11 protein-coding genes are annotated in these 12077 nt (G+C 55.3%); 10 read left to right on the top strand and 1 reads right to left on the bottom strand.

Going from position 1 to position 12077, the window contains the following annotated elements:
• Positions 1–30 precede the first annotated feature (30 nt).
• The 3 genes from NST26_RS24940 to NST26_RS24930 all read left to right on the top strand — a co-directional run bounded on the left by NST26_RS24940 (position 31) and on the right by NST26_RS24930 (position 2624).
• Positions 31–966 carry a LytTR family transcriptional regulator DNA-binding domain-containing protein gene (locus NST26_RS24940; RefSeq protein WP_051478662.1) on the top strand — a complete coding sequence of 312 codons (936 nt, stop codon included), beginning with the start codon at positions 31–33 and terminating at the stop codon, positions 964–966.
• A 105-nt stretch (positions 967–1071) separates the two neighbouring features.
• Complete coding sequence (locus NST26_RS24935; protein WP_209872352.1) at positions 1072–1917, top strand: ABC transporter ATP-binding protein; 846 nt, start codon at positions 1072–1074, stop codon at positions 1915–1917.
• Positions 1914–2624: an ABC transporter permease gene (locus NST26_RS24930; protein WP_340980041.1), complete on the top strand. Its 711-nt coding sequence runs from the start codon at positions 1914–1916 to the stop codon at positions 2622–2624. The genes NST26_RS24935 and NST26_RS24930 overlap by 4 nt, the downstream gene beginning before the upstream one ends.
• A gap of 372 nt (positions 2625–2996) precedes the next feature.
• Here the strand turns inward: NST26_RS24930 and fabV are convergent, their stop codons facing one another.
• Entirely contained in the window at positions 2997–4187 is a 1191-nt protein-coding gene (gene fabV, locus NST26_RS24925; RefSeq protein ID WP_340980040.1) for an enoyl-ACP reductase FabV, read from the bottom strand.
• 194 nt (positions 4188–4381) lie between these two features.
• Here fabV and NST26_RS24920 point away from each other — a divergent pair, with 194 nt between their 5' ends.
• The 7 genes from NST26_RS24920 to queA all read left to right on the top strand — a co-directional run bounded on the left by NST26_RS24920 (position 4382) and on the right by queA (position 12065).
• Positions 4382–5623, top strand: a complete 1242-nt coding sequence (locus NST26_RS24920; protein WP_340980039.1) for a serpin family protein — start codon at positions 4382–4384, stop codon at positions 5621–5623.
• Positions 5624–5711: 88 nt separating this feature from the next.
• Positions 5712–6458 carry a BofC C-terminal domain-containing protein gene (locus NST26_RS24915; protein ID WP_076081684.1) on the top strand — a complete coding sequence of 249 codons (747 nt, stop codon included), beginning with the start codon at positions 5712–5714 and terminating at the stop codon, positions 6456–6458.
• A 205-nt stretch (positions 6459–6663) separates the two neighbouring features.
• Positions 6664–7167 (top strand): crossover junction endodeoxyribonuclease RuvC, encoded by a 504-nt coding sequence (gene ruvC / locus NST26_RS24910; RefSeq protein WP_340980038.1) that lies wholly within the window; start codon positions 6664–6666, stop codon positions 7165–7167.
• A complete protein-coding gene (gene ruvA, locus NST26_RS24905; RefSeq protein ID WP_209872343.1) occupies positions 7164–7787 on the top strand; it encodes a Holliday junction branch migration protein RuvA in 624 nt (207 codons plus the stop codon). Before ruvC ends, ruvA begins: the two co-directional genes overlap by 4 nt.
• A gap of 26 nt (positions 7788–7813) precedes the next feature.
• Entirely contained in the window at positions 7814–8821 is a 1008-nt protein-coding gene (ruvB, locus tag NST26_RS24900) for a Holliday junction branch migration DNA helicase RuvB (RefSeq protein WP_036732369.1), read from the top strand.
• A 95-nt stretch (positions 8822–8916) separates the two neighbouring features.
• Positions 8917–11019 (top strand): SpoIID/LytB domain-containing protein, encoded by a 2103-nt coding sequence (locus NST26_RS24895; RefSeq protein WP_076081682.1) that lies wholly within the window; start codon positions 8917–8919, stop codon positions 11017–11019.
• A gap of 17 nt (positions 11020–11036) precedes the next feature.
• Positions 11037–12065, top strand: a complete 1029-nt coding sequence (queA, locus tag NST26_RS24890; RefSeq protein WP_340980036.1) for a tRNA preQ1(34) S-adenosylmethionine ribosyltransferase-isomerase QueA — start codon at positions 11037–11039, stop codon at positions 12063–12065.
• The last annotated feature ends 12 nt before the right edge of the window (positions 12066–12077 follow it).

Here is a 12077-nt window from a genome sequence, read left to right as displayed (position 1 = left end):
ATCCTAGAGAGTCTGGAGCGGGAGGAAGATATGCAATTTCAACCTATATATGAAGACGGAGAATTAATTATGCCGAAGCTTGAGCTTGATCTGTCTGCGAGCCCTTCGGTTGGTATTATCACAGATTTGAGGCGCAAGCAGTTATTAATGGAGCAATTGTCCCGGGAATCCGGCAATTATTTGTCGTGGGCCGGGCAGAACGAATATATGCGGTTGACGGTAGAGGAGCTAATCTCGTTTCTGATCCGAATGTCGGGACGGGAGGAGCGGGCGGCTGTGTTAACTGATTATTTTGCGCTGAAGGAGGAACGTAAGGTCAGATTGATGCAGCTCAGCTCTTCGAAAAGGGTGTATGTGACCCTGCTACGGGCCTTTTTCGCCCATCAGTCCACGCTCGTATTGGAGGAGCCGTATTTCTATCTGGAGGAGCAGGACCGCCGCCAGCTGAAGCGGATACTGGATGACCTGTCGCAGCAGAAAAGGATACTCATTCTGACCTCGAATCTGGAGGATGCGCTGATCTCCTGTGATGTCATCTACCGGCTGAGCGGGTCTGGGCTTCATCAGCTGGATATCCGCGATTCGGAAGAGGAGAAGCAGGAGGCAGTGAAGCAGGATGAGGCCAACATCACCTTGCAGAAGGTCTCGACCAAACGGGAGGATAAGGTGATTTTATTTGATCCGCCCGAGATTGATTTTATTGAAAGTGTAGAAGGCTCTATCCTGGTACATGTCGGCGGCGAGCATTATGACTGTGCCCTGACCTTGACCCAGCTTGAAGCGCGGCTGCTGAATTTCGGCTTCTTCCGGTGCCACCGGTCCTACATCGTCAATCTGCAAAAGGTACGTGAGATCATTACCTGGACGAAGAACAGCTACAGTCTGCGGCTGAACACCGGCAAGGAGGCTGTGGTTCCGTTATCCCGCTCCAAATTGCAGGAACTTAAGGCGCTGCTTAAGCTGTAAAAGGTACCGTTCAGGCCGGAATGGGTACAATTCACCCGGTTTTGGTGGCTGAAAGGCTGAATTCTGGATAACGTTAAGTCATCAACAACATAAGGATGTGGTGAGATGGCGGTTATTCAGGTAGAACAGGTCCGCAAGACCTTCGGGGCGAGAGATGCGCTGACAGAGGTGTCCTTCAGTATTCCAAAAGGGGAGATTTTTGGGTTCCTCGGTCCGAGTGGTGCAGGCAAAACCACCTTGATTAAGATTCTGACTGCACAGCTGAAGCCGACAGGCGGAGTGGCCAAAGTATTCGATCAGCCGGCGGAGGCGATGCAGCAGTCGGCCCAGAAGATGCGTTTTGGCATTCTGACCGATAACAGCGGCTTGTACGAGCGGTTGTCCATCGAGGAGAATCTGGAGCTGTACCGGAAGCTGTACGATCTTCCCCGCTCTGCGGTGGAGCAGGTGCTGCAATTCGTTAATTTAAGCAGTGAGCGCAAGAAGAAAACAAATACGCTGTCCAAAGGGATGCGTCAGCGGGTGATGCTGGCCTGCGCCATTATCCATGAGCCGGAGCTGTTGTTCCTGGATGAGCCGACCTCGGCACTGGACCCTGTGAATTCAGCGCATATCTATAAAGGTTTACGTTATCTGAATGAGAAGGGCACCACCATCTTCATCACCACGCATGATATGGCGGAGGCGGAGCTGCTCTGTAACCGTGTAGCAATTCTCTACCAGGGGCGCATCCAGACCATCGGCTCACCAAGGGAGCTGAAGCGGCAGCACCGCGAGAACCTGATCCGGGTGGAGCTGACCAGCGGAGAGGCTTATGAGCTTCCGGTGGATGGGGACACGGCGGACCGGATCGCGGATTGGATGAAGCGGGGACTCATTGAACGGGTAGAGACGAAGGAACCTAGCCTGGGTGATATTTTTATCAAAATGACGGGAAGTGAGCTGCTATGAACATCTCCTATAAGCGGGCCAGCGCGATCTTTGTGAAGGATTATAAGGAATTCTCGCGCAATTATGCGCTGTCCATTATGCTGCTATTTCCGATTCTGTTTGCCGTGCTGTTCAAAAGCGCAGGTGCATCCTTGCCGGGAGCTGCCGGATTTCTGTTCAACAGCTCGTTTGTTCTACTGACCTGCTTCGCCCAAGCTTGCCTGATTGCGGAAGAGAAGGAGCGCAACACGCTGCGTACACTCATGCTGACACCGGCTACAACAATGGATGTGCTGATGGGCAAAAGCAGTCTGGTCTTTGTCATGTCGACGGTGGTTCTCGCCATTTCTACACTATTGTTTGGCTATGAGCCTGCAAATATAGGGGTATTCGTAGCCGCGATCGTTCTTTCCATTGTTCTCTACACGGCAGCCGGTACGATCTGCGGTCTCTATTCCAAAACCTTACTGGATGCTTCCTTATCGATCATCCCGGTAGCTTTCATCTTCATGGGCGCACCTTGGGGTGCCGTACTGGCGAAGGATTATCCGGTGTTCGGGGTGCTGGATTACATGCCAAGCAGCCAGCTGGTGCACTTGCTGAACCTGAGCCCAGCCGGTTATTCGGCGGGAGAGGTGTGGCCGTCTCTTCTAATTATTGCGGCGTGGACAGCCGTGCTGACCCTTGTGTCTGTGGTGCTGTACCAGAAGCGGCTCCGGGACGAATAGGCTGGCGCGGCTGTGACAATTCGTGGCGCGGGCTGTCCTTACAGCCGGGCAGAAGGCTAAATAGCCGCTCCGGGAGGAGCGGCTTTCTTGGTGTACAGGAATTGCGCAGGTGCATGGCCCGAATGTATGCGGAAAACAGCATACATTGTGCTCGCATGCAGGTGCATGGCCCGATATATGCGGAAAACAGCATACATTGTGCTCAAATAAAGGTGCATGGCCCGAATTTATGTGAAAAACAGCATACATTGTGCTCAAATGAAGGCGTATGGCCCGAATGTATGTGAAAAACATCATACAATGTGTTCGGATGCAGGTACATAGCCCGAATGGTCATTTTGTTCAGCTTGCTGTACAGCAAACGTCAAGCTTTTATACCATATTAGGAATCTCTACGGCAGGGTCTGTCTCAGCTTCATAGTCTACGCCTTCGGTACGGAAGCCGAACAGATGGAAGAAGTCGTCCTGATAGCCTGCCAGATCCGCCAGCTCAGGCACATTATCCGTCTCCAGCTCATTCCAGCGTCTCATGACCTCGATCTGCACATCCTCGCGCATCTCCCAGTCGTCAATACGGATCAGGTGGCTGCCGTCTGCAGCAGCTTCTCCGCCGTTATACAGATGGTCTGCGAACAGACGGTACATCTGCTGGATGCAGTTCTCGTGCAGCTCCTTCTCCTTCATGACTCTGTACAGGGCGGAGATATACAGTGGCACCACCGGGATCGCCGAGCTGGACTGGGTAACCAGTGCCTTATTCACGGATACGAAGGCCCGGCCGCCGGTGGCGGAGAGCTGCTCGTTCAAGGCAATGGCGGTCTGCTCCAGATGGTTCTTCGCCTGGCCGATAGTTCCGTCCTTGTAGATAGGATGCGTAATCTTGGGTCCGATATAAGAGTACGCTACGGTAGTTGCTCCCTCAGCAAGCACACCGGCCTCCTGCATCTGGCTGATCCACATGCCCCAGTCTTCCCCGCCCATCACGGCGATGGTCTGGCGGACTTCATCCTCTGTAGCCGGTTCAATGGTAACGGTAGAGACCTCTCCGGTGTGGAAGTTCATCGTCTTGTTCGAATAGGCTTGGCCTACCGGCTTAATCACCGAGGAGAACACTTCTTCGGTTACCGGATGGGTGCGGCGCGGGGAGGCCACGCTGTACACGACCAGATCAACGGTGCCGAATTCGGCCTTGATCAGCTCGATTGTTTTGGTCTTAATTTCATTCGAGAAGGCATCGCCGACGATGCTGAAGGATTTCAGCCCCTGCTTGGCCGCTTCCCGTTCAAAGGCAGCAGAATTGTACCAGCCTGCGGAAGCGGTGCGGGTGCCTTCAGCAGCCTTGTCAAAGAAGACGCCGATGGTGTTCGCGCCTGCGCCAAAGGCAGCGGCAATCCGCGAAGCTAGTCCATAGCCTGTGGAAGCGCCGATGACCAGCACGTTCACCGGGCCGGTAAGCTTCTTTTGGGACCGTACATAATCGATCTGTTCCTGTATTTGTCCGGCACATCCCTCCGGGTGAGCTGTTGTGCAGATAAAGCCGCGTGTTTTTGGCTGAATAATCATCAAGGATATCCCCTTTGTTTTAGTTTTTAACTTTTTTCGTTAATATAGAGTATAGCAAATGATGGCATAGAAAGATAAGCCTTCAATATAATGAATAGCAATTTTGTATGCCTGCCGCTATGAATTTGCAACTTTTCCCAATCTGCAGCGTCATTTGGTAGAGAGGCTACGGAGAAATTTAGGGAGGGCTTAGCATGGGCAAAAGATTATCCGCACTTATACTGGCCGTACTGCTCTTGGGCGGCTGCAGTGAAGGAGGTTCGGGCATGAGCTACCCGGAGAGACAGGCTGCCGCAGCTAAGCTCGATTCAGGTCTGGCTGACAGCAGCAACGGGCTGGGCGTGAAGCTGTTCGGCCAGTTGTGGAAGCCGGGGAGCGGGAACCTGACGATATCCCCGTACAGTGCCGCTGCCGCTCTGGCCCTGGCCTATAACGGCAGTGCCGGAGAGACGGCAGAGGAGCTGGGGAAGCTGCTCGGCTATACCCCGGACGAACGGCAGAAGCTGAATACCGGCCATCAGTCATTAATGAAGCTCTTAAATGATGGGGGACCGGGCGTGGAGCTGAAGATCGCGAATTCGGTCTGGGGTATGAAGGGTCTGACGCTGCGCAGGGACTATCTCAAGACCGGTGAGGATTTCTATGACGCGCAGATTAAGACCACGGACCTGTCGGCAGAGAAGTCTGTGAAGGAGATTAACGGATGGGTGGCGGACCATACGGGGGACAAGATTCAGGAGATGATCACGGAGCCGCCAGGACCGCAGGCTGTTGCCGTCCTTGTCAATGCGCTGTATTTCCAAGGTGCCTGGACGGATGTGTTCGAGGAACAGGCTACGAAGCAGGCGGACTTTTATCCTCCGGACGGACCGGCAGTGCAGGTGATGATGATGAAGCGGAGCGGTATGTTCGAGTATGCAGCTCATGACGGTTGGCAGGCGGTGAAGCTTCCCTACGGAGAGGGAGAGCTGGAGATGGTAGTGGTCCTTCCGGGTGAGCAATCTTCTCTCGCGGAGCTTGTGGGTCAACTGGAGCAGGGGACTCTGCTGCTGGATAAGGGTTTCTCCAGTTCCCGGGGGACGCTGCTGCTGCCAAGGTTCACGGCCAGCTATGGCACAGAGCTCTCCAAGGCGCTGCAGGCGCTGGGGGTGAAGCTTGCTTTTGATCCGAACCGGGGTGATTTCTCCCTTATGGCGGATCTGGACAGCCCGATCTATTTTGGACAGGTCATCCACAAAACCTATATTGATGTGAACGAGCGGGGAACGGAGGCAGCGGCTTCCACTGTAATTGCTATGCGTGCCGGATCGGCGCCCCCTGTAGACCCGCCCTTTGAAATGAACGTCAATCGGCCCTTCCTGTTCATGATCCGGGACACGCAGAGCGGAGTCGTGCTGTTCCTTGGGGCCATTGAGAATCCCCAGCGTACGGATTGAATCCATGCTGGGATGAATTTCAAGCATTTACGCATAAATGATCCCTTCACAGGTCACAATAGGAAAAAACCAGAATGAAGGGATTAACGTGAATGCTTTTCGCCTGAAAAAACAACTGTGGCGGCGGTGGAGACGCTGGAAAAAAGCTCCCTGGGTTGGTGCGGCATGCCTCGTGCTGACGTTGCTCGCCTGGCGCGGCATGCAGGTTCCGGAAGAGATCAGTACGCTGCTTAAATCTTCGTCATTCCTGAGCGGAAGCGCAGTGCAGAATCTGGAACCCGGAAGCAGCTTACCGGCTGTAGCCGCCGTATATAACCATACAGACGATGATGCTGAAGAGGATGCCGCCGTGATGAACAGTCAAGAGCTGCTGAAGGCTGTGGACAAGGAAGCCATCAGCAGAACGGTGCATCTTAAGACCCTCTATGTAGCTGGTGAAGAGGTGCAGACCCTGCCCGGCAAGCAGACTCCGGCTCAGCTTAGCGAGCTGATTGTCCGGCATGCGGGCTGGAGCGGCTGGCTCAGCCGGGAAGGGGACCTATGGCTGGAGCAGCGGGTCAATGATCTGTCGCCGCTGACCAAAAAAGAAGCCTACTTCGGGGTGGACGAGCAGGGCAATCTGACCTTGTTCCAAGGCCCGCCCGAGGCGGAGCGGGTCATGAAGACCTTTTTCCAGATGGACATGGGCTCCATCAAATCCTCTCTGCCCAAGGGCATCTGGGAGCAGCTTCATCAGGGCATCCGGGTGCAGGATCTGGAGGAGTACAACAGCGTGCTCTCCACCTTCAGCGACTATGCTCGTGATTCCTCTGAACAGGTGATGCATGCGGAGTGAGGGAGAGACTATAGAGTTAGCAGCATGAGGACTCGCGGGCGCGCAGGTGGCCTGCGGGTCTTTGTTGTGTTATGCATGTTTCATTTCCCCGGGGACAAACTTTTTGTCTCCCGGGGAATTTTTTTTGCTATAATGGGTGGAAGGAATACATATGTTCGCTTTAGGGCCGGAGTATCCGCCCGGGCATAGAGGAGAGAGAAGGACTTTGCGCATTTTGGGGATTGATCCGGGGCTGGCGATTGTCGGTTTTGGCTTTGTCGATAAGGTCGGCAACAAATTAACACCGGTCCAATACGGCTGCATCCAGACAGAGGCACATACCCCGGAAGAAGAGCGTCTGCTGCATGTCTATGAAGGCATGGTGCAGCTGATTGATAAATATAAGCCGGACGCAGTAGCGGTAGAGAAGCTGTTCTTCAGCCGCAATGTGACTACAGCCTTACCGGTGGCGCAGGCACGCGGGGTGCTGATTCTGGCAGCCGTGCAGCGCGGGCTTCCGGTATCAGAATACACCCCGATGATGGTGAAGCAGGCTGTAGTCGGTTACGGCAAGGCGGAGAAGAAGCAGGTGCAGGAGATGGTTAAGCTGCTGCTGAAGCTGACGGCTGTGCCGAAGCCCGATGATGTGGCGGATGCGCTGGCGGTGGCGGTATGCCATGCCCATTCCGTGAGTCTTAATTCCAAATTAAATGAGGTATTGCGAAAATGATAGATTTTCTTAGAGGACCGGTTGCACATTTGGAGCCGGAATACGTTGTGCTGGATGTGCAGGGCGTGGGGTATCGGGTATTCTGCCCGAATCCGTATGCTTTTGCCAAGACTGAGGGTCCGGTGACTGTGTTCATTCATTATCAGACCCGCGAGGATGCTACGCTTCTGTTCGGATTCCCTTCACGCGAGGAGCAGCGGCTGTTCCGCAAGCTGATTGAGGTATCGGGCATCGGCCCGCGCGTTGCGCTGGGCATTCTGACCGGCGGAACGCCGGACCAGCTGATCGCGGCCATCTATCAGGAGAATATCACCTTCCTGACGAAGCTGCCGGGGATCGGCAAGAAGACGGCGCAGCGGATGATTCTGGATCTGAAGGACAAGCTGGACGGCTTCGGCGGAGCAGCCCTGCAGACGGGATTATTCGCAGTAGCGGCTGAAGCGCAGAGCAAGGCAGAGGCGCTGCCGTGGGAAGAAGCCAGGGATGCGCTGAAGGCGCTCGGTTATACCGATGCCGAGCTGGACAGGGTGCATCTGAAGATGAAGCAGGAAGGCACGGATACCGGACCGGTGGATGTGCTGATGAAGAAGGCGCTGGGGCTGCTGTATACCGCCAAATAGGTCCCCGAAGAACGGAGTGAGGAAGAATGGATGACCGGATTATATCGGCTAATCTGATGATGGACGAGCAGGCGGTGGAATTAAGTCTGCGTCCCCGTTATCTGGGTGAATATATCGGCCAGAACCAGGTGAAAGAGAACCTGAAAATATATATAGAAGCGGCCAAGATGCGCAGTGAAGCACTGGATCATGTCCTGCTGTACGGGCCTCCGGGTCTCGGCAAGACGACGCTGGCCAATATTATTGCCAACGAGCTGGGTGTCAATCTGCGGACCACCTCCGGTCCGGCGATTGAACGGCCCGGCGATCTGGCAGCACTGCTGACGAACCTTCAGGAAGGCGATGTGCTGTTCATTGACGAGATTCACCGTCTGCACCGGACGGTGGAGGAGGTCATGTATCCGGCGATGGAGGATTTCGCGCTGGATATCATGATCGGCAAGGGGCCAAGCGCACGGTCGGTCCGGCTGGACCTGCCGCCCTTCACGCTTATTGGGGCGACGACACGTGCGGGACTGCTGTCTGCTCCGCTGCGTGACCGCTTCGGAGTGGTCAGCCGGCTGGAGTATTACACCATCGATGAACTGAGCTTCATCGTGGCGCGCAACGCTGAACTGCTGGGCATCGAGATTCTGGGCGATGCAGCGGAAGAGATTGCCCTGCGGGCCCGGGGGACACCGCGGATTGCCAACCGTCTTCTGAAGCGGGTACGCGATTATGCCCAGGTCCGGGGCGACGGAATCATCACCCCGGAGATTGCTGCTGAATCGCTGAAGATGCTCCAGGTGGACCCCCGAGGACTGGACAGCATCGACCATAAGATGCTGCAATCCATGATCAGCTCCTTCCGGGGCGGGCCTGTCGGACTGGATACCATCGCCGCTACGATAGGTGAAGAGAGCCAGACCATTGAGGATGTATACGAGCCCTATCTGCTGCAGATCGGTTTCCTGCAGCGCACGCCTCGCGGGCGCATTGTTACGCCTGCAGCGTATCATCATCTTGGCCTTCCGCTTCCCCCGCAGCAGAACTGATTACTTAGAATCCTGCCCATAGTACAACATCTTACGTATTGTTTGGGCTACAAACCGAAGTGGATGTATCATTAATACTTTTTAGGAGGCCTACAATGAAACTTGCGAAGTGGACAACAACAGGAATCGGGCTGCTGGGCCGGGGGGCGCTGGCTGCATTGCTTGCAGCAGGCAGTCTGCTCATTCCGGCAGATCACGCCCGCGCCGATTCCGGCGGGTCGATCCGGGTTGCACTGTATGCCGATATTGGCAGCAAATATAAATCTACCGTACCGCTGGTAACCCTGCAGTCCGAGCAGAGCTTCAGCCTGCTTCCGGCAGCCGGCGGCAGCCCGTTATTGTCGGTTCCGGCCCAGAACAAGGTCCGTGTCAGTCTGGACGGGTACCGGGTGAAGGTGCTGGAGACGCCAAGCTGGCAGACCGCTGCGGATGCGGCGAAGAAGCTCCAGTCTTCTTCCAATAAGCCGCAGATTTTTATGGCTGCGAGAGGCGGAGCCAAGGTATATCAGCTATACACTGGAGGCTATGCCAGTGAGAGTGCAGCCAATAACGGGCTGAACGCAGTCCTCAAGGCCGGTCTGGCAATTCCTGAGGGGCAGACCCCTGCGGTGGCCGGAACCAAGCATCTGTCTGCGGGCTCCTACGCTACACTCGAGGAAGCCCAGGCGGTAGTGGGCAGCCTGACCACTGCCGGCTTAGATGCCTGGCCGGTATTCATATCCGGTGAGGGCGGCAGTGCGCGTACCGAGGTATGGGTAGGAGAGGCTTCAAGTGACAGCGAGCTTGCGGCGGTCTCTGCTTCGGCAGCTGCGCTGCTGCCTCAGCTTGCTCTAACGCCTGTGGCTCCGGGTGCACCCGGAGTAATGATCCGTATGGACGCAGGGCTCGATTTCAACAGCGAAGTCCAGGCTTTTCACTATCTGTTATCCGGAAGTGACGCAAAGTTCATCCTATCCGGCAATGAGAAGGGAATTATGCTAACCGAGCGATCCAAACGGATCTATCGCGGCGATATGGAGCTTGGAAATCTGAATGGTTCATTGTCTGTCATTAACGTGGTTCCGCTGGAGCAATATCTGTATGCGGTAGTGGGGGGAGAGGTATCCTCCGGCTGGCCGGAGGAAGCGCTGAAGGCCCAGGCTGTAGCCGCGCGCAGCTACGCGCTGTCCCAAGGGAACCGCTTCGATGTTGCCAATGTGGTGGATACAACGCTCAGTCAGGTCTATAACGGAATCGGTGCAGAAGCACCCACAATCATCAAGGCGGTCGATGCCACTGCAGGTGAAGTGCTGCAGAGCGGCGGCAAGGTCGTAGAGGCGGTATTCTCCTCGAACAGCGGCGGCGTTACGGCTGACCCGTCGGAAGTATGGAACAGCGGCGGCAACTATGCCAGTGTGGCCAGCGCAGAGGATGTGGCTGCGGTGGGCTCTGCTAAGAAGTGGTACTATGTACTGCTGGACAGCGGCGTCTCCGGCTATGCCCGGGAAGATAACATCAAATTAACAGGCAGCAAGACAGCCGCAGGGCTCCCCATTGCCACAGCCACTGCCAAGGATGTGAATATCCGGCCGCTGCCTGTCGTTGACAGCAGTGCTGCTCCGGCAGGCAAGCTAAATCCCGGACAGAACGCCGTAGTGCTGAATCAGGTCTATGAATCCGGCAGCTACAGCTGGATCAAAGGTCCGTATTCTTCAGCCGAACTGCTGAAGAGCCTGGCCGGCAAGACCAGCGGCACTCTGCCCTCTTCTATAACCACTCTGGAGGTTACCCGGCGCGGGCCATCAGGAAGAGCAGTGGAGGTCAAGGCGAACGGCCAGATCCTGCAGGTGAAGTACCCGGATCTGTTCCGTTCCTCCTTCGGGGGATTGCCTAGCACCTTGTTTGATATTGTACCTGCCGGAAGTTATACTGTATTAGGCGCTGACGGCTCTACAGCTGCTATCGGCAGCACCAGCTCGGCCGGAGTGCTGTCTGCCTCGGGCCAAGTGACGTCCAGCGGCAGCGGTACGGTCGTGATGGGCGCGGATCAGACCGCAAGAGTCGTGACCGGCAGTCCGGGCTTCTATTTCATCGGCTGGGGTTACGGGCACGGACTCGGCATGTCTCAATGGGGCGTGAAGGGAATGGCCGACAAAGGGTATGATTATAAGCAAATATTGCAACACTATTTTAATAACGTTACTATAATTAAGAATTAAGGAATGAAGATCCTATTATGAATGTTGAACTTTATGATTTCAATCTGCCGGAGGAGCTGATTGCCCAGACTCCGCTTGCCGACCGCAGTTCATCCAGACTGCTGCTGGTAGACAAGGAGAGCGGGCAACTGGACCACGGTCATTTTACGGATATACTGGGGCAGTTCCGCCCGGGCGATACGCTAGTACTTAATGATACACGGGTTATTCCCGCCAGACTGTTCGGAGTCAAGGAAGATACCGGAGCCAAGGCGGAGGTCCTGCTGCTTAAGAATCTCGAAGGGGACCGCTGGGAGGCGCTGGTGAAGCCCGGTAAGAAGCTGAAGACCGGCGCGGTCATTGTATTCAGTGAAGAGCTTCGTGCCGTGATTGAAGATGAAGCAGATATGGGCGGGCGGACACTCCGCTTCATCTATCAGGGGATTTTCCAGGAGATTCTGGACAGGCTCGGCTCCATGCCGCTTCCTCCTTATATCAAGGAAGCTCTGGATGACCGTGAGCGGTATCAGACCGTGTATGCCCGGCATGAAGGCTCGGCGGCAGCGCCGACAGCCGGACTGCATTTCACCACCGAGCTGCTGGAGCAGATTGCAGCCATCGGTGTGAATATCGTCTATGTCACACTTCATGTTGGTCTCGGGACCTTCCGTCCCATGTCTGTCGAGACTGTGGAAGAGCATGTCATGCATGCCGAATATTTCGAGCTGTCCCAGGCAGCGGCGGATGTGCTTAATGAAGCCAGAGCAAGGGGCGGAAGAATAATAGCTGTAGGCACAACCTCATGCCGGACCCTGGAGACCGTAGGCAGACAATGCCAGGGCAGGCCGATTGAGGCTTGCAGCGGCTGGACGGATATTTTTATCTATCCGGGTTATGAATTTACTGTCGTTAATGCACTGATCACCAATTTCCATCTGCCCAAGTCAACCTTGGTCATGCTGGTAAGCGCTTTGGCTGGCCGGGAGCTGATTCTCGCCGCATATGAAGAAGCGATTAAGCAGCAGTACCGGTTCTTCAGCTTTGGCGATGCAATGTTCATTTATTAAGCAAGAGGAAGG

It is taken from the genome of Paenibacillus sp. FSL R7-0128 (assembly GCF_038002245.1).
Taxonomy (GTDB): Bacteria; Bacillota; Bacilli; order Paenibacillales; family Paenibacillaceae; genus Paenibacillus_AQ; species Paenibacillus_AQ silagei.
This window is presented reverse-complemented; position numbering and strand designations above follow the sequence as displayed.